At 69.1% G+C, this 25553-nt stretch carries 25 protein-coding genes and 1 riboswitch; of the genes, 8 read left to right on the top strand and 17 right to left on the bottom strand.

Annotated features, from left to right (window positions below; genetic code table 11):
• Positions 1-22: 22 nt before the first annotated feature.
• Complete coding sequence (locus ABLE94_RS03400) at positions 23-979, bottom strand: methylenetetrahydrofolate reductase (RefSeq protein ID WP_348804099.1); 957 nt, start codon at positions 977-979, stop codon at positions 23-25.
• A gap of 154 nt (positions 980-1133) precedes the next feature.
• On the opposite strand from ABLE94_RS03400, the gene ABLE94_RS03395 reads away from it, so the two are divergent.
• Both ABLE94_RS03395 and mptB read left to right on the top strand, forming a co-directional pair.
• Positions 1134-2276, top strand: coding sequence for a polyprenyl synthetase family protein (locus ABLE94_RS03395; RefSeq protein ID WP_348804100.1), 1143 nt, complete (start codon positions 1134-1136; stop codon positions 2274-2276).
• 6 nt (positions 2277-2282) lie between these two features.
• Positions 2283-3800, top strand: coding sequence for a polyprenol phosphomannose-dependent alpha 1,6 mannosyltransferase MptB (mptB, locus tag ABLE94_RS03390; RefSeq protein WP_348804101.1), 1518 nt, complete (start codon positions 2283-2285; stop codon positions 3798-3800).
• Positions 3801-3821: 21 nt separating this feature from the next.
• On the opposite strand, the gene ABLE94_RS03385 is transcribed toward mptB, so the two are convergent.
• The gene (locus tag ABLE94_RS03385) at positions 3822-4187 is read right to left on the bottom strand and encodes an Rv2175c family DNA-binding protein (protein ID WP_348804102.1); all 366 of its coding nucleotides are present in this window, start codon (positions 4185-4187) and stop codon (positions 3822-3824) included.
• Positions 4188-4272: 85 nt separating this feature from the next.
• Between ABLE94_RS03385 and ABLE94_RS03380 the strand changes: the two genes are divergently transcribed.
• Entirely contained in the window at positions 4273-5463 is a 1191-nt protein-coding gene (locus ABLE94_RS03380; RefSeq protein WP_348804103.1) for a protein kinase domain-containing protein, read from the top strand.
• 38 nt (positions 5464-5501) lie between these two features.
• On the opposite strand, the gene ABLE94_RS03375 is transcribed toward ABLE94_RS03380, so the two are convergent.
• Both ABLE94_RS03375 and ABLE94_RS03370 read right to left on the bottom strand, forming a co-directional pair.
• On the bottom strand, positions 5502-6908 hold the full coding sequence (locus tag ABLE94_RS03375) for a class II 3-deoxy-7-phosphoheptulonate synthase (protein WP_348804104.1): 1407 nt from the start codon (positions 6906-6908) through the stop codon (positions 5502-5504).
• Positions 6909-7020: 112 nt separating this feature from the next.
• The gene (locus ABLE94_RS03370; RefSeq protein WP_348804105.1) at positions 7021-7512 is read right to left on the bottom strand and encodes a polyadenylate-specific 3'-exoribonuclease AS; all 492 of its coding nucleotides are present in this window, start codon (positions 7510-7512) and stop codon (positions 7021-7023) included.
• A gap of 57 nt (positions 7513-7569) precedes the next feature.
• On the opposite strand from ABLE94_RS03370, the gene ABLE94_RS03365 reads away from it, so the two are divergent.
• Positions 7570-8910 (top strand): glycosyltransferase 87 family protein, encoded by a 1341-nt coding sequence (locus ABLE94_RS03365; RefSeq protein ID WP_348804106.1) that lies wholly within the window; start codon positions 7570-7572, stop codon positions 8908-8910.
• 74 nt (positions 8911-8984) lie between these two features.
• Here ABLE94_RS03365 and ABLE94_RS03360 read toward each other — a convergent pair whose 3' ends face one another.
• The 6 genes from ABLE94_RS03360 to ABLE94_RS03335 form a co-directional block, all read right to left on the bottom strand.
• Positions 8985-9692, bottom strand: coding sequence for a lysophospholipid acyltransferase family protein (locus ABLE94_RS03360; protein WP_348804107.1), 708 nt, complete (start codon positions 9690-9692; stop codon positions 8985-8987).
• Positions 9693-9748: 56 nt separating this feature from the next.
• Complete coding sequence (locus tag ABLE94_RS03355; RefSeq protein ID WP_348804108.1) at positions 9749-10750, bottom strand: ROK family protein; 1002 nt, start codon at positions 10748-10750, stop codon at positions 9749-9751.
• Positions 10750-11307 carry a hypothetical protein gene (locus ABLE94_RS03350; RefSeq protein ID WP_348804109.1) on the bottom strand — a complete coding sequence of 186 codons (558 nt, stop codon included), beginning with the start codon at positions 11305-11307 and terminating at the stop codon, positions 10750-10752. Before ABLE94_RS03350 ends, ABLE94_RS03355 begins: the two co-directional genes overlap by 1 nt.
• 156 nt (positions 11308-11463) lie before the next feature.
• On the bottom strand, positions 11464-12645 hold the full coding sequence (locus ABLE94_RS03345; RefSeq protein WP_348804259.1) for an ArsA-related P-loop ATPase: 1182 nt from the start codon (positions 12643-12645) through the stop codon (positions 11464-11466).
• 20 nt (positions 12646-12665) lie between these two features.
• Positions 12666-13103: an SRPBCC family protein gene (locus ABLE94_RS03340; RefSeq protein ID WP_348804110.1), complete on the bottom strand. Its 438-nt coding sequence runs from the start codon at positions 13101-13103 to the stop codon at positions 12666-12668.
• Entirely contained in the window at positions 13103-13516 is a 414-nt protein-coding gene (locus ABLE94_RS03335) for a hypothetical protein (protein ID WP_348808054.1), read from the bottom strand. The genes ABLE94_RS03340 and ABLE94_RS03335 overlap by 1 nt, the downstream gene beginning before the upstream one ends.
• A 129-nt stretch (positions 13517-13645) precedes the next feature.
• Here ABLE94_RS03335 and ABLE94_RS03330 point away from each other — a divergent pair, with 129 nt between their 5' ends.
• A complete protein-coding gene (locus ABLE94_RS03330; protein ID WP_348808053.1) occupies positions 13646-15451 on the top strand; it encodes an AMP-dependent synthetase/ligase in 1806 nt (601 codons plus the stop codon).
• Between the two features lie 24 nt (positions 15452-15475).
• On the opposite strand, the gene ABLE94_RS03325 is transcribed toward ABLE94_RS03330, so the two are convergent.
• From ABLE94_RS03325 to ABLE94_RS03305, 5 genes are all read right to left on the bottom strand, one after another.
• A complete protein-coding gene (locus ABLE94_RS03325) occupies positions 15476-16603 on the bottom strand; it encodes a glycosyltransferase family 4 protein (RefSeq protein WP_348808052.1) in 1128 nt (375 codons plus the stop codon).
• 32 nt (positions 16604-16635) lie between these two features.
• Positions 16636-18066 (bottom strand): peptidase MA family metallohydrolase, encoded by a 1431-nt coding sequence (locus tag ABLE94_RS03320; protein ID WP_348804114.1) that lies wholly within the window; start codon positions 18064-18066, stop codon positions 16636-16638.
• An 11-nt stretch (positions 18067-18077) separates the two neighbouring features.
• The gene (locus ABLE94_RS03315; RefSeq protein ID WP_348804260.1) at positions 18078-19115 is read right to left on the bottom strand and encodes a C40 family peptidase; all 1038 of its coding nucleotides are present in this window, start codon (positions 19113-19115) and stop codon (positions 18078-18080) included.
• 172 nt (positions 19116-19287) lie between these two features.
• On the bottom strand, positions 19288-19875 hold the full coding sequence (locus ABLE94_RS03310; protein ID WP_348804115.1) for a C40 family peptidase: 588 nt from the start codon (positions 19873-19875) through the stop codon (positions 19288-19290).
• Between the two features lie 16 nt (positions 19876-19891).
• Positions 19892-20060: riboswitch (cyclic di-AMP (ydaO/yuaA leader) on the bottom strand.
• Between the two features lie 108 nt (positions 20061-20168).
• Positions 20169-20399, bottom strand: coding sequence for a hypothetical protein (locus ABLE94_RS03305; protein WP_348804116.1), 231 nt, complete (start codon positions 20397-20399; stop codon positions 20169-20171).
• 305 nt (positions 20400-20704) lie between these two features.
• Between ABLE94_RS03305 and ABLE94_RS03300 the strand changes: the two genes are divergently transcribed.
• Positions 20705-22675, top strand: a complete 1971-nt coding sequence (locus tag ABLE94_RS03300) for a DEDD exonuclease domain-containing protein (RefSeq protein ID WP_425476123.1) — start codon at positions 20705-20707, stop codon at positions 22673-22675.
• 9 nt (positions 22676-22684) lie between these two features.
• Positions 22685-22963, top strand: a complete 279-nt coding sequence (locus ABLE94_RS03295) for an Lrp/AsnC family transcriptional regulator (protein WP_348804118.1) — start codon at positions 22685-22687, stop codon at positions 22961-22963.
• A 44-nt stretch (positions 22964-23007) separates the two neighbouring features.
• Here ABLE94_RS03295 and trpD read toward each other — a convergent pair whose 3' ends face one another.
• Positions 23008-24072 carry an anthranilate phosphoribosyltransferase gene (trpD, locus tag ABLE94_RS03290; protein WP_348804119.1) on the bottom strand — a complete coding sequence of 355 codons (1065 nt, stop codon included), beginning with the start codon at positions 24070-24072 and terminating at the stop codon, positions 23008-23010.
• A 168-nt stretch (positions 24073-24240) separates the two neighbouring features.
• Complete coding sequence (locus tag ABLE94_RS03285; RefSeq protein ID WP_348804120.1) at positions 24241-24747, bottom strand: hypothetical protein; 507 nt, start codon at positions 24745-24747, stop codon at positions 24241-24243.
• A gap of 147 nt (positions 24748-24894) precedes the next feature.
• Here ABLE94_RS03285 and ctaE point away from each other — a divergent pair, with 147 nt between their 5' ends.
• The gene (gene ctaE, locus ABLE94_RS03280) at positions 24895-25512 is read left to right on the top strand and encodes an aa3-type cytochrome oxidase subunit III (RefSeq protein WP_348804121.1); all 618 of its coding nucleotides are present in this window, start codon (positions 24895-24897) and stop codon (positions 25510-25512) included.
• Positions 25513-25553 lie beyond the last annotated feature (41 nt).

The following is a 25553-nucleotide window of genomic DNA, read 5'->3' as shown; positions in this document are numbered from 1 at the left end:
CCGGCGAACGGGTGACCGGGAATCAGCCGACGGCGCTCGGCAACGCCTCCCGGGTGTCGACGCCGAGCCGTTCGAGGACCTCGCAGGTGGCCTTGGCGAAGTTGAGACTGCAGAAGTGCAGGCACACGACGCCCTCGGCGATCAGCCGCTGGGCGGTCTCGGTGGCGAAATCGATGCCCACCTGACGCACCGCGGCGCGGTCCTCCTCGGGACCGTCGCCGGCGGCCGCGGCGAATCGCTGCTCCACGGCCGGCGGGATCACCGACCCCGACAGCTGGGTCATCCGCCGCGCGCTGGCCAGCGAGGTGATCGGCATGAGGCCCGGGATCAGTGGCTTGTGCGCCTGTTCCGGATCGGCGGCGGCCACCCGGTCACGCAGCCGCAGGAAGTCCTCGACATCGAAGAACATCTGCGACACCGAGTATTCCGCACCCGCTCGCAGCTTGTTGACCAGCACCTCGGTGTCCTGGGCGAGGTCACGGGCCCGATGGTGGCCCTCGGGGAAGGAGGCGACGCCCACGTGGAAGTCGCCGAGACTCTCGATCAGTTCGACGAGTTCCTGCGCATACGACAGACCCTGCGGGTGGCGGACCCACTCGCCGAGGGGATCACCGGGCGGGTCGCCGCGCAGGGCGAGCAGGTTGGTGATGCCCTGATCGGCGTAGGCGCCGACGAGTCCGCGCAGTTCGGCGATGCTGTGGTTGACCGCGGTCAGGTGGGCGACGGGCAGCAGCGTGGTCTGGGCGGCGAGCTCACCGGCGATGCGCACGGTGCGGTCCCGGGTCGAGCCACCGGCACCGTAGGTCAGTGACACGAAGGCCGGATCGAGGCGCTCGAAGACCCGCACCGCCCGCCACAGACGGGCCTCGGCGTCGGCGTCGCGTGGGGGGAAGAACTCGACCGAGAAATGCACCACGCCGTTGGCCGGCGGCGTGGCGAGGCGCTCGACGACGGACGTCGCCGGGGAGGAGGTGGTCACCGCGCCATTGTACGTATGACGGGCGATCTCCTCCGCGCGGCGCACGCCGCCGATGTAGGGCGCCCTTCCCTCACTCCGCCCCGGACTCGGACGCCGATTCCGTGGGCGCGACGGCAGCCCCGGAGCGTCACGCGCCATGCCCTAGCCTGAGTGGGTGACGCCGACCGTAGTCCCACCGACCTCGTTGTCGGAGGTGCCCGCCGCCTCCGGCGTCGTGCTCGAGGAGTTCTTCGCCCGCGCAGTGCCGGTGGCCGGCGAGATCTCGCCGGTGGTCGGCCACGCCGCCGAGATCGTCGCCGACTTCGTGCGGTACGGCGGCAAACGGGTCCGGCCCACCTTCGGCTACGCGGGCTGGCTCTGCGGGATCGGCCACCCCGATCGTCGTCCACCGCAACCGGAGCAGACCGCGACGGATGCGTTACGCGTCTGTGCCGCACTGGAACTCGTGCAGGCATGCGCCCTGATCCACGACGACATCATCGACCACTCCGACACGCGTCGCGGCCGCCCGACCGTGCACCGACTCTTCGAACAGCACCACCGGGAGTCAGGGTGGTCCGGCGATGCCGCCGATCACGGTGTGGCGGCGGCGATCCTGGCCGGTGACTTCGCCCTGGCCTGGGCCGACGACATGGTTGCCGGGCACTCCCCCGCCGGCGCGGATCCCACCGACGCCGCACCGACCCCCCTGCCCGCCGGCGTCGGTTCGACGTGGGCGGCGATGCGCACCGAGGTCCTCGGTGGCCAGTATCTCGACATCGTCAACGAGGCCAGCGGCGACGACAGCGTCGAGGCGGCCTATCGGGTGATGCGATACAAGACCGCCGCCTACACCGTGGCCCGGCCTCTCGAACTCGGCGCCCGGATGGCCGGGGCGCCACCACAACTGCTCGACGACCTGGCCGCCGTCGGCCACGACCTCGGCATCGCCTTCCAGTTGCGTGACGACATCCTCGGGGTGTTCGGCGACCCCGACCGCACCGGCAAACCGTCCGGCGACGACCTCGTCGAGGGCAAGCGCACGGTGCTCCTCGCCTCCGGGTTGCGCCGGGCCACCGACCGCGACCCGGCACTGGCCGACCGTCTGCGCGGATACCTCGGCCGGACGCTGGACTCCGACGAACTCGCCGGTGCCCGTTCGATCCTCGTCGACGTCGGCGCCCGTGCGGAGGTCGAGGACCGCGTCGACGGACTGCTCGGGTCGGCGATCGCACGCCTGGACGCGGCAGACATCGCCGCCGGCGTCCGGACCGAACTGTGCGGCCTGGCCGAGTCGATAGCGCACCGTGAGGCCTGATCGTCGATGCGCCACAGCGTGATCGCCGCCGGCGACGGTGAGCTCACCACCCACCGTGACGGTACTCGTGCCGACATCTGGCGCGGCCTCGTCGGGTCGATCCTCGTCTGTCTCGGCGGGTTCGCGGTCGCCGACATCCCGCGCAATCATCCGGGACTCGCCGGTCTGGGTCTCGACGCGGTGACCTACGGACACGGTAAGACGTTGGTCGGCACCATCTTCTGGCTGGGTGTGGCGCTGATGATCTTCTCGTGGGTACGGATCGGCCGCCGCGTCGGCCCGCGGGTCGCGCCCGCCGATCGTCCGTCGGCGACGACCATCCGCTGGGCCGTGATCGGCTGGGCTGCACCACTTCTGGTGTCCGTCCCGCTGTTCAGCCGGGATGTCTACGCCTATCTCGGCCAGGCGTCGGTGTTCGGTGCCGGGTTCGATCCGTATGCCGACGGCCCGGCACATCACCCCGGCCCGCTGGTCGACAGCATGGCGCAGGTCTGGGCGTCGACCACCGCGCCGTACGGCCCGATGTTCATGGCCATCGCCCGTGGCGTCGTCGAGATCACCGGTGAGCACGTGTATCTCGGCGTCATCGCGACGCGCGTGGTGTTGCTGCCCGGGTTGGCCCTGTCGTTGTGGGCGGTCGGGCGTCTGGCCGATCACTTCGGCGCCGGCGCGCAGGCCGGGCTGTGGCTGGCCCTGCTCAACCCGATGGTGCTGATCCACCTCGTCGGCGGACCTCACGTGGAGTTGCTGATGATGGGCCTGCTCGCCGCGGGTGTCGCCCTCGTCGTCGACGGCCGCCACGTCGCGGGGCTCACCGTGCTGGGGCTCGCGGTCTCGGTCAAGATCACCGCGGGCGTGGCGATTCCGTTCATGCTGTGGATCTGGCTGGCGCACATACGCTCGCAGCGCACACTCACCGCCCGGGACGTGACGTCGACGCTCGCCGCGGTGGTGGCGGTCCCGGTGGCCGTATTCGCCGCGTGGACAGCGGCGCTGGGACTCGGTCTGGGCTGGCTGACCGGACTGGGGTGGGCCGATCGGATCATCAACTGGTTCACCCTGCCCACCGCGGCCGCCCACCTGGTCACGCTGGTGGCCGCACCCTTCACCTCGTTGAGCCTGTGGCCGGTGCTGACGGTGACCCGGGCGATCGGGGCCGTCTGCCTGGCGCCCATCCTGGTCGCCCTGTGGTGGCGCGGTCGGCGCGACGAACGCTCCGCCATGACAGCGCTGGCGTGGGCGATGCTGGCGGTGCTGGTGCTCGAACCGTCCACCCTGCCGTGGTACTACACGTGGGTTCTGGTGATCGCCGCCGCGTTCACGCTCCCCGAGTGGACCCGCGCCCTCGTCGTCGCCGTCTCCGCCTTCATGCTGATCGTGTTCCAGCCCGACGACTCGATCGTGTTCTACAAGCTCCCCGAGGTGGTGCTGGCCGTCGCGCTGTCCGCGCTCGCGGCGATCTCGCTGATCCGCCCGGATCCGTTGCGGCTGCGGGCGCTCGCCCGGCGCGCCTGGGGTGCGTGACCGGGCCTTTGGGGCGTGTCCTCAGAAGGCCTCGGCCTGCGCGCGGCGGATGACCTCGCGCGCCGAATGCGTGTGCAGGGCCGCGGCCGGACACATGCCGAGATCGTCCTGCACGGTGAACAACCACGCCATCGCGTCGTCGCGGGTGAACCCACCGTCGAGGAGGACGTCGACGAGACCGGTGAAATGCTTGGCGATCCCGAGGTCGTCGAAGAACAGGCACGGGATCGCCGGCTGTCGGTCTCGCGAGATGGCGAGCAGGCGATGGTCCCGGATGAGGGTGCGCACCTTGGTCGATGACACCCGGAGTCGGGCTGCCACCTGATCGACGGAGTAGGTCTCGACGTCGGCGGGAATGGTGTCCGGCGAGAGCGGAAGTGAACTCACCGCCCAGAGCCTACCGTCTCACCGCGCGCCGTGGCGCACGGTTGTGCACGACTCGCGCGGTGGGACACGGGTAGATTGCATTGACGTGAAGGCTGGCGTCGACGAGGTGATCGGATCGGTCCTCGAGGACCGCTACCGCATCGATGCGCCGATCGCCCGTGGCGGGATGTCGGCGGTGTATCTCGGGGTGGATCTGCGACTCGGCCGCGACGTCGCGGTCAAGGTGATGGACACCCGGTACGCCGCCGATCCACAGTTCTTGCGCCGCTTCGAGTTCGAGGCGCGCGCGGTGGCCGGGCTGAAGCATCCCGGACTGGTGGCGGTCTACGACCAGGGCATCGACGACGGGGTGGCGTTCCTGGTGATGGAACTCGTCGAAGGCGGGAGCCTGCGCGAGTTGCTGCGCGAACGTGGACCGATGCCACCGCATGCCGTCGTGGCGGTCGCCGACCCGGTCCTGGGCGGCCTGGGCACCGCCCACCGCGCCGGACTGGTGCACCGCGACGTCAAACCGGAGAACGTCCTGATCTCCGATGCCGGGGAGGTCAAGGTCGCCGACTTCGGGCTGGTGCGCGCCGTCGCCGAATCCGGGGTCACCTCGGCGAGCGTCATCCTGGGCACCGCCGCCTATCTCTCCCCCGAGCAGGTGGAGGCGGCGCACGCCGACGCCCGCAGCGACGTGTACTCCATGGGCGTGATGATGTTCGAACTGCTCACCGGCCGAACACCTTTCCGCGGTGACACACCTCTGGCACTGGCGTACCAGCGACTCACCTACGATGTGCCGGCACCCGGTGACGTGATCGCCGGCGTGCCCACCGAACTCGACGAGATCGTGCTGCGGGCCACCGAACGACGACCCGCCGACCGCTACGCCGACGGCTTCGCGATGCGGGAGGCGCTTCTCGACGTCGCCGACGACCTCGACCTGCCGCCGTTCACCGTGCCCGCCCCGCGCCGCTCGGCCGAACGCGACACGGTCGCACGTCTGCGCGCTCGAGCGGGCGCCGCCCATCACACCCGGGTGGCCTCCCGTCCACAGCCGGCCGCCCCCGACTCCGAGGCCGGCGACGACGAGGCACGCGAGGCATCCCGGCGCCCGTCACGTGCGGCCACGCCACGCGTCGAGACACCTCCCCATCCCCTCGCCGAGGAGATGGCCGATACCGCGTCGGGTCGTCTCCGCGCGCTGATCTGGATCGTCGTGGTGCTGATGCTCGCGGCCGTCGCCGGTGGCGTCGGGTGGTGGGTGGGCTCGATGCTGCCGGTCACCTGAACCGTCGCCGGAACGCCCGGCCCACGCCCGGGCGTTCCTCAGCCGCGCAGCATCTCCGCGACCAGGAAGGCCAACTCCAGCGACTGCTGGGTGTTCAGGCGCGGATCGCAGGCCGTCTCGTACCGGCCGGCGAGGTCGAGATCGGAGATGTCCTGGGCCCCGCCGAGGCACTCGGTCACATCCTCGCCGGTCAACTCGATGTGGATGCCGCCCGGGTGGGTGCCGAGAGCGTGATGGACCTCGAAGAAGCCCTGCACCTCGTCGACCACCCGGTCGAAGTGCCGGGTCTTGTAGCCGGTCGACGACTCGTGGGTGTTGCCGTGCATCGGATCGCTCTGCCAGATCACCTTGTGGCCGCTGGCCTCGACGGCGGTCACGATGGCCGGCAGCACATCACGCACCTTGCCGTTGCCCATCCGCGCCACCAGCGTCAGCCGACCGGGCTCGTTGTACGGATCGAGGCGCTCGACGTACTCGACCGCCTGCTCCGGGGTGGTCGACGGCCCGATCTTGACGCCGATCGGATTGCGGATCAGCTCGGCGAAGGCGATGTGGGCGCCGTCGAGTTGCCGGGTGCGTTCCCCGATCCAGAGGAAGTGCGCGGACAGGTCGTAGAGCACCTTTCCATCCGGGCCGGCACTCGGATCCTCGGGTGCGTCGGCCAGGCGCAGCAACGCGCGCTCGTAGTCGATGACCAGCGCCTCGTGCGAGGCGAAGATGTCGGCGGCGCCCAGCGACGCGTCGTCGACGCCACAGGCGTCCATGAATCGCAGCCCGCGATCGATCTCGGCGGCGAGTGCCTCATACCGCGCACCGGCCGGTGAGGTGCGCACGAACTCGCGGTTCCAGTCGTGCACCCGGCGCAGGTCCGCCTCCGAATGAGTCAGTGCCCGAACGAGATTCATCGCCGCGGAGGCGTTGGCGTAGGCGCGGACCAGGCGCGAGGGATCGTGGATGCGCACCCCCGGTTCCGCCGGGAACCCGTTGACCATGTCACCGCGATAGGACGGCAGGCCGAGGGCGTCGGTGTCCGACGAGCGCGGCTTGGCGTACTGCCCGGCGATGCGGGCGAGCTTGACCACCGGCATGCTGGCGCCGTAGGTGAGCACCACCGCCATCTGCAGCAGCGTGCGGATATTGCCCTTGATGTGCGGCTCGGTGTTGTCGGCGAACGTCTCGGCACAGTCACCGCCCTGCAGCAGGAAGGCGCGGCCCTGCGCGACCTCGGCGAGCTGCTCGCCGAGCGTGCGCACCTCGGCGGGCATGCAGATCGGCGGAACGCTTTCCAGCACCGTACGCATCCGGCGGGCCTCGTCGGCGGGCCAGCTCGGCTGCTGCAGGGCGGGCCGGCCGAGGGCGTCGGCAAAGCGCGCCTGCAGGTCACCCGGCAACGGCGGGAGTTCGGGCAATTCGTCGATCGGAACGTCTACGGTCCAGTTCACCACCCGTCCAGCGTAGCGACCGGCCGGAGACGATCATCCCGGGACCGTCATATCGGACGTCGACGATGTCCGCGACGCCGTGACCGGTGACGGGACGCCGGTTCAGCGCGCCGGTTCAGCGCATGGAGGTCCGGGACCGTTCGATCGCCTGCCACTTGCGAAAGTTGTGCCGGGCATCGGCCAGCGCATCGTGGGCATCGGCAGGCGCCGACGGCAGCGCCGGCCGGCCGGCCGCGTCCCAGTGCTGACGCAACTCGCGGGTGTAGCGGGGGATCTGACGTGGCAGCGCCGTCATCGGACCCCACAACTGGCAGAGCGCGACGTGGTCGTAGGCGCCGACCCAGGCCCACAACTCGATGTCGTCGCCGGTCTCGGTGAGGAAGGCGAAGAGTTCGTCACGGATCTGCCGGCGCGACCGCCACACCGACGCCGACGGGGACGGGAGTTTGGGCAGGACGTTGGCCCGCACCCAACCACCGGCACGCGCCGGATCGAACTCGGTGGACACCGCGTAGAATTCTCGTCCGTCCTCCGCGACGACACCCATCGAGATGAGCTCGATCGTGGTGCCGTCCTCGATAAACTCCGAATCGTAGAAGAACCGCATACTGGTAAGTATGCGCACCCGCCATCCGAGTGGACATCACCGGAAGAAACGAAGGCCATGAACGCTCCGCTGACCGCACTCGACGAGCGACTGCGCCGCTGGTCGCCCTCGCGTGCGGTGCGCGTGCTCATCGGCGTGGCTTTCGCAGTGTCGGCGGGGATGCAGATGTTCGGGGTGCCGTTCACCTCCAACTTCGGTACCCGCACCCGCATCGACCTCGACGTCTACCGGATCGGCGCACAGATCTGGCAGGACGGTCAGAGCCTCTACGCCGACGGATCGATGCCCTTCACCAGCGATGGCATCTGGTTGCCGTTCACCTATCCGCCGTTCGCGGCCCTCGGATTCGTGCCGCTGGGTGCCATGCCGCTGCCGGTGGCCGGGGTGATCATGTCGGTGGTGACCACCGCCCTGGTGGTGGTGATCCTGCACATCGTGGCGACACTGCTGTCGATCGGTAACCGCGGGAACCGCTGGTGGTTGGCCCTTCTCATCGCCACCGGGACCTTGTGGCTCAATCCGGTGTGGATGACCCTCGGTTTCGGCCAGGTCAACGTGATCCTGATGGCGATGATCATCGTCGACATCTTCGTGATCACCCGGCTGCGCCGCCCGTGGACCCGCGGGCAGGGAATTCTCATCGGGTTGGCGTCGGCCATCAAACTGACGCCCCTGGTGTTCATCGGGGTGTTCATCGTCGCCCGACGGTGGCGTGCGGTGGCGACCGCCGCGGCCACCTTCGTGCTCGCCGGAGCCTTCGCGTGGGTGTGGTTGCCGCACGACTCCTACGGGTACTGGACGCACACGCTGTTCCACACCACCCGCATCGGTGATCCGGCCGGCCGGATCAATCAGAACCTCAACGCCGCGTGGATTCGCATCCTGCCCGGACTCGACGGTCAGATCGCGTGGGTGATCAGCGCGCTGGTCATCACCGCGTTGGCGGTGTGCGCCGTGCACGCCTGCCACCCGGTGGAGTCCTTCCGCGCCCGGGCCGGCACCACCGCCCGCATCAACGCGGTCCTGGCGACCTGCGTGGTCGCGCTCTGGGGACTGCTCGTCTCTCCCACGTCGTGGGCGCATCACTGGGTGTGGGCGATCCCGCTGATCCTCACAGCGGTGACCGTCGCGGCGCGCACGACCTCACGGGCCGGCCGGATCGGCTACCTGACATTGGCAGTGACCGGGCTGATCCTGTTCTCGCTGGGCCCGTTCCAGTTCCTGGCGCAGGACTCCTCGACGTGGTCGGTATGGGGCCACATCGTCGGAAGTTCGTACTCGATCTGGGGTATCGCCGCGCTCGTGCTGATCTGGCGCCTGCCGTACACCACCGCCTCGGCCGACACCGCCGGACGCGCGGGGGCCGATCGCACCCTGGCCGACAGCCACACGCGCTGAGGCGCACAAGCGCTCACCGAGCCTCGGTGAACGCCACCCCGTCCGGGCAGCCACCCCGCCCGGACAGGAGGTGATCAGGCCGCCGTGGTCTCCTTCGGGTGTTCGGGCTGCTTGCGTTCCTTCAGCGACGCCGCGTACACGTCGACGTACTGCTGACCCGTCAAACGCATGAGCTCGTACATGATCTCGTCGGTGACCGCACGCTCGATGAACCGATTGCCCTGCATGCCCTCGTAGCGGTCGAAGTTCAGCGGCTTGCCGACCTTCACGATGACCCGGGTCGGTCGCGGCAGCACCGTCCCCGGCGGATTGAACTTGTCGGTGCCGATCATCGCGATCGGGATCACCGGCACACCGGTCTCCAGCGCGATACGCGCCAGCCCCGTCTTGCCCTTGTAGAGACGGCCGTCCGGTGACCGGGTGCCCTCCGGATACATCCCCATCAGCTCACCCTTCTCCAACTGCCGGCTCGCCGCGGTCAGCGCGCCGGCCGCGGCCTCGGCCCCGGACCGGTCGATGGGGATCTGGCCGACGGCGGTGTAGAACCACCGCTGGAACGCGCCCTTGAGGCCGCGGCCGGTGAAGTACTCCGCCTTGGCGAGGAAGTAGATCCGGCGCGGGCACATCAGCGGAAGGAAGAAACTGTCCATCACCGCAAGGTGATTGCTCGCCAGGATGGCGGGTCCGCGGGCCGGGATGTTCTCCAGACCCTCCACCGTCGGACGCCCCAGCACCCGCAGGATCGGCCCCAGGAACACATACTTGAACGCGTAGTACCACATCGGTCTTTTCAGTACCTTCCATCACGCCGTGAGCGCGCCTCGGCCCGGTTGGAACATTACTCATTCACCGCTGCCGCCGGTGCGGCATCGGCCGTCTGTCCCCGAAGTGCCGCCAGACCTTGACGGGCCACCTCGGCCGCGCCGAGGACACCGGCATTCTCCCCCAATTGCGTGCCCCGGATACGGGCGAGTTGACGGTGCCCGGCCCCGGTGACCAGACGCGCGTAGTGTTCGCGCGCCTCGTCCAGGTACAGCCCCGACGCCGACCCCACACCACCGGCGATCACGATCAGATCGGGGTCGAAGACGTCGGCGATCATCGCCAGGCCCTGACCCAGCGAGGCCGCGAACGCGGCGAACGCGGCCACCGCCACGGCGTCGCCGTCGGCGGCCGCACCGGCCACCCGGCGTCCGGTCAACGAGCCCGGATCGGCGGCCACATCGGCGGCCAGCTGACTGCGTCCCCAATCACCGTCGGCCAGCAGCTCCACCACGGTGTCCACCAGACCCGTTCCGCTGCAATACCTTTCCCAGCAACCCCGCTTGCCGCACGAGCATTGCCTGCCGTCCGGGACGACCGTGAGATGACCGAGTTCGGGAGCGACACCGAAACTGCCGCGGTAGATCCGCCCGTCGATGAGCAGACCGGCACCGATGCCGGTGCCGATCGCGAGCACCAGGGCATTGTGGCCGCGTGCGGCGGCGCCGAATCGTTGTTCGGCGACCGCGGCGGAGTTCGCATCGTGTTCGGTGAACACCGCAATCCCGATCCGGGCGGTCATCTCCTGCGCCACCGCCGCCTCCCGCCACGGCAGGTGCGGGGCGAAACGCACGATCTGCCGGTCGGGCGTGAGGAATCCGGCGATCGCCATCCCCACGGCACCGGCCGACCACCGCGAGGTGAGTTCACCGACCAGCCGGTCCAGGCAGTGTTCGAGGGCGAGGGCCGTCGGCGGTGTCGCCGCGCGCAGCGTGTCGAGCATGACCCCGGCGTCGTCGACGACCGCGGCGCGAACACTGGTGCCGCCGATGTCGATTCCGATCGTGAGCTCACTCATCACATCTCACCTTCCGGCGTCCCCGGGGCCGGCCGCGGCCACGGATCGACGCGAGAACTGTCGGCCGCACCCGGACCGGGACGCGAACCCGGACCCGGGCGCGACGGCGGAACATCGAGTTGCACGGTGATCGGCTGGTAGTGACGCGGCGGCGGCGCGTTCTCGGGCGGAACGCTGCGCAGCGCCTCCACGACGGCCTCGAGCACCGTGATGAGGGCCGCGATCAGCCGGGCCAACAGATCACTGATCTCCCGGATCAGCGAACCGATCTCGCCGATGGCGTCGGCACCGAAGCCTTCGCGCACAAAAGAATCCATGCCGGGGACCGAACCTGCCGACCCCGAACCTGCCGCGGCGGTGCGCGCACCGGCGTTGCCCGTGCCGAACCACGACGCCACGGTGTCGATCTGGGCGGCCAGCGCCAACAGCAGATCGCGCAGCGGATCGCCCACCGTCTCGTGGCGGCGCGAACCCGACTGATACGAACCCGACTGATGCGAACCCGAGGGGGACCCGGGCGCACCGTTGCCGGTGTGCCCGCTGTCGTCGGTTCCCATGTGTGCTCCATCTCGGCGAGGCAAAGGGGTGGCAGCCTCGGCCGTCAATGTTCGTGCAGTGGCGGATCGTGTCCGGTGGTGGCGGATCGTGCAATGGCACGGTACCCGGTGAACCCACCCCCCTGCATCAGCGGGGCGCTGAAGCGAAGGGACCGCTCAGGACCCGCGATCGCGGGGCCAGACGGCGGGGTCGGGAGTGAACTGCACCCGCACGTGCGTCCCGTCCCACCGGGCGGTTCGGACGACGCAGCGCCGCAGGACCGACGGCAGACGAACGCCGTACCGGAACCCGTCGACGGTGACCAACAGGTCGTCGCCGCTGCGCCCGAGGTCGAAGCGCTGCGGGTCCGGCAGCCGTTGCGACCAGGCCATCTCGAACACCGAATCCACCCCGGCACCCGAGATCGTGACGACCGTCGGGTCCGCGCTCCCGCGTGCCTGGCCTGTCGGTTTCGCCAGTGCCACAGCAAGTCTGCGCAGTCGTGCCGGCCGGTCCACCGGCGCGTCCGCCGCGGCCACCGTCACCAGCGACAGCTGCGGATCCTCGGGGGTCACCACCGCCGCCGGCCCCGCGCACACGCCCTCGTTGACGACGACCGAACGCACCGGCAACCCCATCACGTCGGCGACGGCGAGGTGGCGGGACAGCACCCGTCCGCCGCGATGATCGGCCGAGACGACGAGGTGGGCGGCCACCACGTCGGCGTCGGCCAGCAGCTCGGTGATGTCGTCACAGTCGCGGGCGATCGCGTCGATCGCCGCGGTCAGTTGCGCCCAGAGCGGCTTCTCCGCGGCCGCGGCCAGCCGCCGGTGCCGGGGCCAGAGGCGTTCGAGCGCCTGACCGAGCACCGCGGGCGCGCGCAGCACCGCGAACGGATCACCCGTACCCGACAGGTCCACCACCACACGCTGCCAGTCGCCGCTCGTCGCCTCATCGCGAATCCGCTTGAGCAACAAGAACTCCTCGACGCCGGGAAGCGATGCGAGCTCGGCCGCGTCGATACCGGCGATGGTGCTCACGATGGGCAGTGCCACCTTGGATTCGCGCACGCTCATACCCAGCAGCGACCCGAAGGCCGTCCATGTGTGTTCCAGCAGATCCAGCCGGTCCAGCGTCAGCAGATGCAGTCCGGACGCGACCGCGACCGGTTCACCGGACACCCGGAAGACGCCGAGAAGATCCGGCGTCGCCGACAATCGATCGACCGTGATCAGCAGTGTGTGCCGGTCCGGTGGGGTCAGCGGCGTCGGAGACCGGCGTCGGGTGCCGCGGTCACGACGCATGGCTCCGGCTGCCGCGACGACCGAGATCCCGGAGCCGCCCGGACCCAGCACCAGGTGGATGGGGGTGAGATCGATCAGCCTTCGACCCTCTTCTTCAGGTCGTTGAGCGCGGTGTCGGTGATGGCCTTCTCCGCACGCCGTTTGAGCTGGCCGATCATCGGCACCACCAGGTCGACCATCAGGGTGTAGGTCACCTTCGTCGACCCAGGCACCTGCTGGGTGACCTCGTAGCGGCCCCGCTGATCACGCTGGAGGTCACTGGACACCAGTCTCCACGACACCCCGGAGTTGTCGTCGTCCCACTCGTAGCGCAATTCGTAGGTGTCCTGCAGTACACCGGCATCGAGGACGAACCGCACCTGCCGCGGACGGCCGGCGCCATCACGTTCGGTCACCTCGACCTCACGGGCCGCACTCACCCATCGCGGATAGTTCTCGAAATCCGCGATCACCGCCATGACGTCGGCGGCATCGGCGTTGACGATCACCGACCGCTCGGTGTGGTCGGCCATCAGTGACCAGCCTGCACGGCGTCGACGGCCGGTTCACCCGCGCCGCGGAGCCCCTCGAGGTCGGCCTTGACCTCGAACGCCATCACCTTGCCCGCGACCCGGCGTCGCCGATTGAGCTCGGCCACCGCGCGCATCCGTGCCGGGTCGTCGGTGGGCAGCGCGGCGGTCGGTTCGGCGTGCAGAAAGTAATGCAGCACGAATCCGTCGAGCACCGGCTCACACCAGATCTCCATCGTCCCCGACAACGGCCCGGACACCCGCCACCGCACGCCGGCGGGCCCACGGTCCTCGACGACCTCCAGACGCAGATCCGGCCACCAGCGCCGCCATCTGCCCCGATCCCCGACCACCCCGGCCCCCAGCTCCGGCGCCGCGGCGACAAAGGTGTCGTCCGCCACCTGAATGCTCGTCACGGTCTTAGCTTCACATACTCGGCCTCGGCATCGGTAGGGCACCGGTCCCCGGGACGTGCCCGGCGAACGCGGTGAGCGCGTTGGTTAACATGGAGTAACCCATGATTTCGATGCGGAAAGGGTCCACACATGAGCGAGTACAGCGTTACCGCCTCATTCACCATCGGGACTGACGAGAACGCCACCTCGATCATTTTCGGTATCGCCGAGCGCAATCCGGCCAAGACGGTGTTCCGCGAGAAGCGCGGCGGGCAGTGGGAGCCGGTGCGGGCCGACGACGTGGCCCGGCGCATCACCGAACTGGCCAAGGGTCTCGCCGCCGTCGGCGTCAATCCCGGTGATCGGGTCGCGCTGCTGTGCCGGACCCGCCTGGACTGGATCCTCCTCGACTTCGCCATCTGGTCGGCCGGCGCGATCACCGTGCCGATCTACGACTCGTCGTCGGCCGGTCAGATCGAGTGGATCCTGCAGGATTCCGGGGCGACCACGATCATCCTCGAGGACGCCGAGCATCGCGTGCAGTTCGATCAGGTCACCGGGGTCCCGCAGCAGGTCCGGGCACTCCAGATCGACGTCGCCGACGGGACCGGTGCCATCGAGTACCTCCGAACCGCCGGCGCCGACATCGACGACGAGGAGATCGTCAAACGACGGGCCTCGGTCGGTGCCACCACCCCGGCGACGCTGATCTACACCTCCGGCACCACCGGCCGCCCCAAGGGATGCGAACTCACCCACGCGAACATGCTCTCCGAGGTCCGCGGGGTCCTCGAAGGGGACCTGTCGACGCTGCTCGGCGACGGCAAGCGCCTGCTGATGTTCCTGCCCCTGGCGCACGTGCTCGCGCACGCCATCACCCTGGTCGCCCTGGAGGCCGGCGTCGAGGTCGGTTTCACCCACGACGTCTCCGCGCTGGTCCCGGAGTTCGCGGCCTTCCGCCCCTCGCTGATCCTGTCGGTGCCCCGCGTCTTCGAGAAGGTCTACAACTCCGCCCGTCAGGGCGCCCACGACGGCGGCAAGGGCAAGATCTTCGATCTCGCCGCCGACACCGCCGTCGCCTTCGCCGCCGCCTCCGAACGCGGGAACGTCGGAATCCTGTTGCGCGCCAAGCATGCCGTCTTCGACAAACTCGTCTACGCCAAGCTGCGCGCCGCCCTCGGCGGCCAGTGTGAGCTCGCCATCTCCGGCGGCGGACCGCTCGGCGCGCGACTCGGCTACTTCTTCAGTGGCGTGGGCATCCCGGTGTACGAGGGCTACGGCCTGACCGAGACGACCGCCGCGGTCACCGTCAACACGCCCGGGGCGGTCAAGGTGGGCACCGTCGGGAAACCGTTGGCGGGCAACTCCGTCCGGATCGCCGAGGACGGCGAGATCATGCTCCGCGGCGACGTCGTCTTCGCCGAGTACTGGCGTAATCCCGAGGCCACCGCCGCCGCCGTCGAGGACGGCTGGTTCCACACCGGCGACCTCGGCTCGCTCGATGAACACGGATTCCTCCGGATCACCGGCCGCAAGAAGGAACTCATCGTCACCGCCGGCGGCAAGAACGTGTCACCGGCCGGGCTCGAGGACGTGATGCGCGCCGACGCACTGATCTCCCAGGCCGTCGTCGTCGGGGACGCCAAGCCGTTCATCGCCGCCCTGATCACCATCGATCCGGAGGCCTTCCCCGGATGGAAGGAACGCAACAACAAGCCCGCCGACGCGAGTGTGTCCGACCTGTCCGACGACCCGGATCTGCGTGCCGCCATCCAGGCCGCCATCGACGAGGCCAACAAGACCGTCAGTCACGCCGAGGCCATCAAGAAGTTCCGGATTCTGCCCGAGGACTTCAGCGAGGAGACCGGCGAGATGACGCCGACGCTGAAGGTCAAGCGCAACGTCGTCGTCGACAAGTTCTCCGACGACATCGAGTCGTTGTACACCAAGCGGTAGCACCCCGGTGGTGCACCGGCGAGGTCACAGGAGTTGACGCAACCGCGCCGCCAGCTGTGACCACTGCCAATTCTCTTCGACGAAAATCCTTCCCTGCCTGCCCATCTCGGCAGCGGCAACCGGATCGGAGAGGATACCGATGAGCGCGAGCGCCACACCGGCCACATCGGTGCCGTCGACGACGGTGCCGGTGACGCCTTCCCGGACGGTTTCCGGTGCGCCGCCGGAGAGCCCCGCGACCACGGGCACTCCGGTGGCCGACGCCTCGAGGTAGACGATGCCCAACCCCTCCACGTCGAGTCCGCCGGCGCGGGTCCTCGACGGCATCGCGAAGACGTCGGCGATCGTGTGGTAGGCGGCGAGATCGGCGGCGGGAACCGACCCGGTGAAGATCACATGCTTGGCCACCCCCTCCTCGCGGGCGATCTCGTGCAGTCGATCGGCGTAGGGTCCACCACCGACGATGACGAGGACCGCGTCGTCGATCTCCGACCGGATCAGCGGTAACGCCCGGATCAGCACGTCCTGCCCCTTGCGGGGTACCAGACGCGACAGGCAGAGCACGGTGCGACGGTCACCGAGACCCAGCTCGCTCCGAATCCGTTGCCGCGCCGCCGCATCCGGCGCGAACCGCTCGATGTCCACACCGGGTGGGAGGTACTCCAGGCAGGCCTGCGGACCGAACGCCGACGCGAAACGTCCACGCGTGTAGCGACTGACGAAGGTGACGGTGTCGGTGTGAGTCCCGATGTACCGCAATACACTTCGCGCTCCGGGCAGCATCGACCAGCCGACCTCGTGGCCGTGTGTGCAGGCGATCACCCGGCTCGCCCCGGCCTTGCGAAGATGTCCGGCGAGCATCGCGAGCGGCGCGGCGGCCCCGAACCACACCGTCGAGATCCCTTCCTCCCGAATGATCTTCGCCGCCCGACGGGCCACGAACGGCGTCGGCAACATCAGGGTGGTGGGATGCCGGTACACCCGATACGGCACCGACGCGTCGAAGTCGACGTGACTGTTCCCCCGCCACCGCGGTGCATACACCACCACGTTCTCCGGATCGAGCCGATCCACGAGATTCTGCAGATACGACTGGATACCCCCCTGACGGGGCGGGAAGTCATTGGTCACCAACAGGGTTCGGTGCGTCACCACCTCACCATACGGTGATCAGATCACGATGGTCACCGGAGTTCACGGGTCAGCCACGCGCGCCACTGCCCGACCAGTGTGTCGCGCGGAATCCCCAGTGTCGCCGCGATCGCCGCATCCTGGCGGGCCTGTTCCCCGCTCGCGGCGACGCCGACGTAGAGCGACCTGAGTTTCTCCTCGCCGAAGCGGCCGGCGACAAACGCCGCCATCGACCACGCGGTTTGATACGCGAGGCGTGAGGCGTCGCTGTCCACCGCGAACTGCTCATCGGCGGGCAGACCGGCCGGTGTCCGGCCGGACCGTACCGCGGCCGCGAGGTCGGGGGCGGCGTCTTCGAGGCGCGTGTAGGTTCCCTTGCGCCCCACGTACTCCGGGACGCCTTCGGTGATCCACATCGGGGCGGTGGGGGCGGTCTGCGCCCGCGTCGCGACGTGGGTGAGTTCGTGGCGCAGCACCACCTCCAGCGCCGGATCGGGGAGGTCGGCAACCTCGGGGGTGAGGACGATCCGCTGTCCGGTGGCACTGGCCGCGGACAGATCGAGATGTGCATAGATGGTGGCCGCTGCGGCACCGGTGTCCGAGGCGGTACCGGCCAACGTCCGGAACTCGTCGTCGGTGGCGGTGGCGACGACCACCGCGCGGCGTGGCCAGCGCGGTCCCCACCAGGCGGTCACCGCGCGCACCGCACCCGGCAGCGACCGGCCGATCCGCTCGATGAGGGTGCCGGTGTCCGGGTAGGAGCCGATCACCGAGGTGCCGCCGAGTGTGGGAACGTCGGACGCCGCCAGCCCCGGCACGTTCCACAGCTGGGCCGTTGGTGCGGGCTCGCCGACCAGAGTGGCGTCGCCGACCACCTTCCAGTCATCGCCGTAGCGCGCGACGACGAGCTGGGTGGTGACGACCACCGGCTCCTCGTCGATCCCGGGATTCGCCGCACCGCCGAGCGCACTGTGGATCTCCACCGGGGCCACCCAGTCGTCGGAACTCCCCTGCTCGTCGAGCCGTTGCCGGACATCGGCGCCCACCTGCGTCTCGGCTTCCTCGGTGGGTGCCGGCTCGTATCGAAAGTCCCTGAGCACCAACCGGGTTCCGCGGGGTACACGAGCCGGGTCGGCGCGGAACACCGCCGCCGAGAGGTTGGCCTGCACGGTGTGCAGGCCGGCGCGGAACGCGGCCGTCGCCGAGGGGTCGACGAGCGCATCGAGATCGGCGGGGGTGCCGTCGGTCAGGACGCGTGACAGCGAGGTGAGCATGTCCCGCACGCCGGCGGTTCGCTGTTCCAGATAGATGTTCGTCGTGGTCTCCGACGTCGTCGGCGATGCTCCCGGACTCGACGGCGACGTGGTCGACGATTCGCCCCCGCACGCCGACAACCCCAGTGCGACAACGATGATGACGATCACGCACGGCAACGCGGGATGGCGGATCGTTCCGCGACGACGATCGGCGCGGCGACGGGTCACCTCGGAACTGCTCAGTACCGACGACCGGCGTTGAACGGCCCGGCGTCGTCGATCGGCACGACCTTCACCGGAACCCCGAAGGTCGAGGCGTGAATCACGTAACCGTCGCCCACGTACATCCCGACGTGGTGGGCATCGGAGTAATAGATGATGAGGTCGCCGGGCTGCAGATCCTGCCGCGCCACCGCCGTCCCCGAGGCCATCTGCGCCTCACTGGAACGCGGCAGCGTCTTGCCGGCCTGCTTGTACGCCCAGACCATCAGTCCCGAACAGTCGAACGAGTTGGGACCGGTCGCACCCCACACATACGGATCACCGATACGCGTCAGCGCGGCCTGTACGGCCACCAGCGCCGGGGAGGTGCCCCGCGGGATCGCGGCCGGGTCGAAGTCGAATCGGGGGCCGGCCAACGCGGCGAGTTGCTTGCCGGTCATCGACTGATAGATGACCCGGATCTGCGCCGCCTGCAACTGCAGTTCGGCCTGACGCTTCTGCAGGTCACCACGGACCCGCTCGGCCTCGGTGACGGCCTGGGTGGCCGTCGCCGCGGTGGCGTTGGCCTCGTCGCGGGCCGACACCGTCTGCGCCCGGGTCTTCTTCAGAGTCGCGAGTTGGGCCGCGGTCTGCCTGGAGACCATTTCCAGCCCCGACATCTGATCGAGCAGGGACTGCGGCGAATCGCTGGTCAGCACCGCGTAGAGGCGATTGGAGCGGCCACCCATATAACTGACCCGGATCAGCGAGTCGAAGCGCTGCTGCACCGACGACAACGTCGCCTCGGACCGATCCAAGGTCGTCTGGGCTGCTGCGGCGGCCTGGCGGGACTGCACGACGATGCGTCGCTGCTTGTCGTACTCGATCTGTGCGTTGTGCATGGCCTCGGCCGACTTCTCGGCCTCCTGGCTCAGCGCCCGGTACCGGGTCAGCAACTGATCGGCGGTCTGCGGTTGCGCGGCGGCCTCCGGCACACCGACCAACCCACCGAGCTGCGCCATGGCGATCACGACCGCCGCGAGGACGGTCGTGAGGACCCATCGGGCCGATCCCATCACGCCGCTCGTCGATCCCGCTCTCACGGTTGTCACCACACTCCCTTGCTACCCCGTCGCTCGGCCACATCCCGATAGGTGGACGTCATCCCCCGCCGACGACAGGCTCGGGCGAATCGCGCTGTGCGCGATCCGCCCGATACATGTTCACACGTCCAACCGGTACGTGGACTCAGTACCGCCGAACTCCCACCAGCGACCACTCCTTGACCGATGCCTTCTGCACCGGCACGCCGTAGGTCGAGGCGTGGATGAACTGGCCGTTGCCGATGTAGAGACCCGCGTGTCCGCCACCGTTGAAGATGAGGACGTCACCGGGCTGGGCGTCGGCGTAGTTCACCGCACGGCCACCGCCGAGCTGGCCGTAGCTGTCACGCGGGAGGGTCTTCCCGGCCTGCTGGTAGGACCAGTAGACGAGACCCGAGCAGTCAAAGGCGTTGGGTCCGGCTGCGCCGTAACTGTACGGGGCACCGATCTTGGTTTCCGCGGCCTGGACAGCCTTCTGTCCCGCGGTCAGCTGCGGGGTGATGATTCCGCCGCCGCCGGGCCGGAACTGGCTGGGAACCTGGTTCTGGTCGACGCCGGGCAGCGTGAACTTCCCCAGGTTCGGGATCTCGATGGTGGCGCTGGGCGCCGGAGCCGGTGCGGCCAGGGCCGGACCGGCGGCGACAGCAAGCGAGCCGACGGTCAACGAGCCCGCGATCATCGCCTTCTTGGCGACGCCTCCGCGATTCGGCTGTTCCAAACGATGTTTGGCCACGAAAGAGGTTCTCCTTTTGTTCTCCCCTGACCGCCTACCGAGTTAGCTGTCGGGTTCGGGCCGAGAGAATGGCCCTACACACCCGGGCACAGCCGTGCCCAGGGCGCGATTCACCCCAATCCGGATTGCTCCGAAAACGTGTGGTTCCCCGGTTCGCCCGTCGGGCGATTGAGCGGTGATCTCCGCAGACCACTTCTGTTGAAGTAGGACGCTCCGCGAAGGTCTCGGAAAGGTTACGAAATCGGATGCGTGTCTGTCCACTAGGGGACAAAGTGCCCTTGCCGCCCGGAAATTCACCCCGCGCGCAGAATCGTCAACCCCGGCCGCGAATCAGGCCCACACGCTGGGCCGATGCCCGCCCTTGCCGATCGTGCAGCCTCGGTGCTCGCCATCGAAGCAGCCATGAACACATCGATGGCCGAACCGATCTCGGCGTCGGCGATCGCGTGCCCGCCGCCCCCGTTCACCGCCACCAGAACCGACCCGTCGTCGCTGGTCGCAGGGGTGATGAGGACGTTCATCATGCAGCCGTCACACGCGGTGCGGCGACCTGGACAACTACTGCAGTCGATGTACATCTGTGATCTCCATCTCATTTGCGGTCTCTGGCCGTGTCGACGCCGGATTCCCCACGCGGACACCCCGAGTCATGCCTCGGGGGTCATGTCTCGGGGGCCACGTCTCGCGTGACGCCGTTGCGCCGTGCGATCCGCCATCGGGAACACACGCTAGAGATGACCACCGACAGTTTTCGCCGATGCCGCGATCGACGACGACGTCGGCCCGTGGAGAGGAGTCCTTGTCGGTGGTGCGAACTAGTGTTCGCGCCGTGGTGGGAGATCCCGTTCAGTTGTCCTTCGCCGACCTGATGACCGCGGCCGGCCGCGGTGGTGATGATGTGGCCGCCGACCCGACCTTCGGCGAGGAGTCCTTGTTCGACACGACGTTCGTGGTCGTGGACCTCGAGACGACCGGCGGTGATCCCGCCCGCGACGCGATCACCGAGATCGGCGCGGTCAAGGTCCGCGGCGGTGAGGTGATCGGGGAGTTCGCCACCCTGGTCGATCCCGAGCGGTCGATCCCACCCAAGATCGTCGCGCTGACCGGGATCACCGAGGCGATGGTCTACGACGCCCCGCGTATCCCCGAGGTGCTGTCGTCCTTCATCGAATTCGCCCGCGGGTGCCTCCTGGTCGCGCACAACGCGCGCTTCGACACCGGCTTCCTCCGGCACAACGCCACCCGCCTCGGGCGGGAGTGGCCGTTCGTCACCAGCCTGTGCACCGTCCGACTGGCACGTCGCGTCCTCACCCGCGACGAGGCACCGACGGTGGGGCTGGGTGCGCTGGCGGAGTTGTTCGACGTGTCGGTCCGGCCCACACACCGGGCACTCGACGACGCGCGCGCCACCGTGGAGGTGCTCCATCACCTCCTCGAGCGAATCGGGAATCAGGGCGTGCGAACCTACGGCGACCTGACGGCCTACCTGCCGCGCGGGAACCCCCGGCTGCGGGCCAAACGGCATCTGGCCGACGCCCTCCCCGCCCGACCCGGGGTGTACCTGTTTCGCGGACCCTCTGACGAGGTCCTCTATGTCGGGACCGCGACCGATCTGCGCCGGCGGGTGATGTCGTACTTCACCGGTTCGGACCCGCGGGCCCGGATCGGCGAGATGGTCTCGTTGGCCACCCGGGTCGATCACGTCGAGTGCGCCCACGCGCTCGAGGCGGGGGTGCGAGAGTTGCGGCTCATCGCCGCCCACACGCCGGCCTACAACCGGCGCTCGACGCAGCCGCACCGCGGCTGGTGGATCACGCTGACGGCGGAGCGCTTTCCGCGGTTACAGATCAGCCGCACCGCCACCGACGATGCGGTCGGTCCGATCCCCAACCGCACCCGCGCATCCGAGATCGCCGATCTGATGTCCCGGGCATCGGGCCTGCGCACCTGTCGGACGCGGCTGCCCGCGTCCGCCGGCCATCACTGGTGCCGAACCGCCGCCGACGGTGGCGACCTCATCGGCGGGTGTGCGGCGGCATCCGAGGGCCCCCTGACCCTGCCGGACTACCTGCCCCGGGTGCAGGCCACACACGACCTGATGACCGGCCGCACCGTGGCCTTGCTGGATTCGATGGTGGCCGAACTCGACCGGCTCACCGACGCCCAGATGTTCGAGACCGCCGCGCGGCACCGTGATCGGGTCGCCGCGACCATCGAGGTGCTGGCGCGCACCCAACGCCTGGCGTCGCTGTGTCGCGTCGCCGAGATCGTCGTCGCCCGACCCGACGATGCCCGCGGGTGGGAGCTGGCGGTGATCCGGCACGGTCGACTCGCGTCGGCCGGCATCGCCCGACGCGGGGTGGCCCCGATGCCGGTGATCGACGTGCTGACCGCGTCGGCGGAGACGGTCATCCCCGCCGACGGTCCGCTGACGGGGGCCTCGCCCGAGGAGGCCGCCCTGCTCTACCGGTGGATCAGCGAACCGGGGGCGCGCATCGTCACCACCAGTGAGCCGCTGTGGCTACCCGCCGGTTCCGCCCAGGGCCGCACGAGGTGGGCGGCGTGTGCCCGGCATGCCGCGGAATCCGGTGGCCGTCGGCGGTCGCGTCCCGTGCCCGCCCGGACCCCGGTACCGGCCCCGCCGGTACGCCGGACGGCGTCCCCGACGTCCGGCGCCATCCCGGCACCACCGGCCCGGCGCTCCCGAACACCGATGGACCCGAACACCGATGGACCCCGGAGCACTGACGGGTCCCCAGAAATGCTGATGGGCGGAAACAGTGACCGGCCGGAACACTAGGCTGATCCCATGATCACCGCCATCGTCCTGATCCACGCCGATGTCCATCAGATCCCGGAGACGGCGCAGGCCGTCGCGGACATCGCCGGAGTCGCCGAAGTGTACTCGTGCGCGGGCGATGTGGATCTGATCGCCAAGATCAAGGTGCGCGACCACGCCGAGATCGCCGACGTGGTGACGGGACGGATCAATCGGCTGCCGGGGGTCACCCACACCGCCACCCACATCGCGTTCCGCAGTTACTCCAGTTCCGAGGTCGAGGGCGGGTTCTCCATCGGCGAGGAGTGAACGTCTCCGGGTGCGCGTGAGCCCACCGACCCCGGCTCGCCCTACTACTTCTCCGCGAGTTCGCCGGACAGCGTGGCCCAGCGATCCAGCAGCGCGGCCGCCGCACCCGAATCGATCGTCTGGGCCGCCCGCGCGATCGCCTGCGCCATCGCGGCCCGCAGCCCGGCATCGTCGAAGGGTTCGGTCATCTCCGCCGACACGATCGCGCCCGCCGCGTTCAGCAGGACGGCGTCGCGGACCGGTCCGTGCTCACCGGCGAACAATTCGCGGGCGATGCCGGCGTTGACGGTGGCGTCGCCGCCCTGCAGTGCCGACAGTTCGACGAGGTCGATTCCCCACTCCCGCGGATCGAGGGTCAGTTGGATCACGCGTCCGCCGACGACCTGCCACACCGTGGACGTGGTGGTCGTGGTCAGTTCGTCGAGCCCGTCGTCGCCACGCACCACGAGCACCGTCGCATCGCGTTCGGCGAACGCCTGCGCGAGGACACCGGCGAGATCGGCGAACGCGCATCCGATGAGTCCGCGGCTCGGCCGGGCCGGGTTGGTGAGCGGCCCGAGCACATTGAAGACAGTGGGGATGCCGATCTCGCGCCGCGGCGGACCGGTGAATCGGAAGGCCGGATGGAACACCGGCGCAAAACAGAACCCGATGCCGATCTCGTCGACACACCGGGCCACCTGATCCGCTCCGAGTCCGATGGTCACCCCGAGCGCCTCGAGGACGTCGGCACCACCACTCTTCGACGACGCCGCGCGGTTGCCGTGTTTGACCACCGCGACCCCGGCTGCGGCGATGACGATGGCGGTCATCGTCGAGATGTTCACGGTGTGGGAGCGATCGCCGCCCGTGCCGACCACGTCGATGGCCGGTCGCGTCACGTGCACGGGCACGGCGTGCTCGAGCATCGCCGCGGCCAGCCCCCGCAACTCCGCGGGCGCGGCGCCTTTCATCTTGACGCCCACACCGAACGCCGCGATCTGTGCTCCGGTCGCGCCGTCGGTCATGATCTCGTTCATCGCCCATGCCGCCTCGTCGGCGCTCAGATCGATGCCGTCGGTGACCCGGCCGAGAATCTGCGGCCACGTGTGGGTTTGCGCGCTTTTCACGTCAAGCACTCTATGGCATGTGCTCGGACGCCCTCAGCCGGTCGCGGCGGGTGAGCGCATCTCGCTCGGCAACCCGAATGCGTCTCCGGCGACGGACCGGTGATCCCCATCGGACCACACCCACCGACCGACCTACCCCGTCGACCGAATCACCTACTGCCGAATTGCCTACTGCCGTTGCAGCACCTGCCAACCGACCACCGTGCCGCCGTGTCGCGCACCGAGACTCGCCATTCGGGATCGCTCCTGGGACAGGTGCAGCGCGTCGAGCAACTGCGCACGCGCGAGGACCACGATCTCCGACCCGGACCGCATGACGACGGAGGCGGTGACCGTCGCCAGATCGGCTGCGTCCGGCCGGGTTCGGGCGTAGCCGTCCTGTGCGGCCAGCGCCACGGCCTGCGTCACGCGGTCATGGGGCAGCACGACGAGGTGTCGCACCACCGCCTGTTCCTCCGGCCGCCACGCCGAGGCCTCGAGCACCGCCGAGCTCGACGCGGCGTCGTCGACCGAGACGGCCACCACCACCAGATCGGCGTCGTCGATCCGCAGGCCCGGCGCCGGGCCGCGGCGGCCGAATCGTGTTGCCATGCGCTGCAATCGGGTCGGCTCGATCGGACGCCCGTTGACGTCTCGCGGGCCGCTCGCGGCGTCGTCGTCGAATGAGGGGGTCATCCCTCGAGCAAACCACGTCCCGGGCACCCCCACGGACACGCCGACGGGTCGGTGACGACATGCCCCGACCAGCGAGAAGAGAAAAAGTTCCGACCAATCTCGGACCCAAGTGGTCACCGCGTACTACGAACCGTCATACTTCACTCTGTGACTAGCGCTGTAGGTACCTCGGGAACGGCCATCACCGCGCGCGTGCACTCACTCAACCGCCCCAACATGGTGAGTGTCGGCACGATCGTGTGGCTGTCCAGTGAGCTGATGTTCTTCGCTGGCCTCTTCGCGATGTATTTCGTCGCGCGAGCCAATGCCAATCCGGAGCAGGGCTGGCCGCCGGAACCGACCGAGTTGAACCTCGCGCTCGCGATCCCGGTGACCACCGTCCTGATCCTGTCGTCGGTGACCTGCCAGATGGGCGTGTTCGCCGCCGAGCGTGGCGACGTCTTCGGCCTGCGGCGCTGGTATGTCCTCACCTTCCTGATGGGCGCCTTCTTCGTCTGCGGCCAGGGCTACGAGTACTACCACCTGGTGCACGAGGGAACGACGCTCTCCTCGAGCGCGTACGGCTCCGTCTTCTATATGGCGACCGGCTTCCACGGACTCCACGTGATCGGCGGTCTGGTGGCCTTTATCTTCCTGCTGATCCGCACCAAGTTGTCGAAGTTCACCCCCGCGCAGGCAACCGCGGCGATCGTCGTGTCGTATTACTGGCACTTCGTCGACATCGTGTGGATCGCCCTGTTCGTCACGATCTACTTCATCCGATGATCCGCCGAGTCGACGGTCGTCGAGAAGACTCCGATCTTCAC

The sequence above is a fragment of the Gordonia sp. VNK1 genome (assembly GCF_040049135.1).
Classification (GTDB): Bacteria; Actinomycetota; Actinomycetes; order Mycobacteriales; family Mycobacteriaceae; genus Gordonia; species Gordonia oleivorans.
Note: the sequence above shows the minus strand (reverse complement) of the source record. Positions and strands in the feature narration are given on the sequence as shown.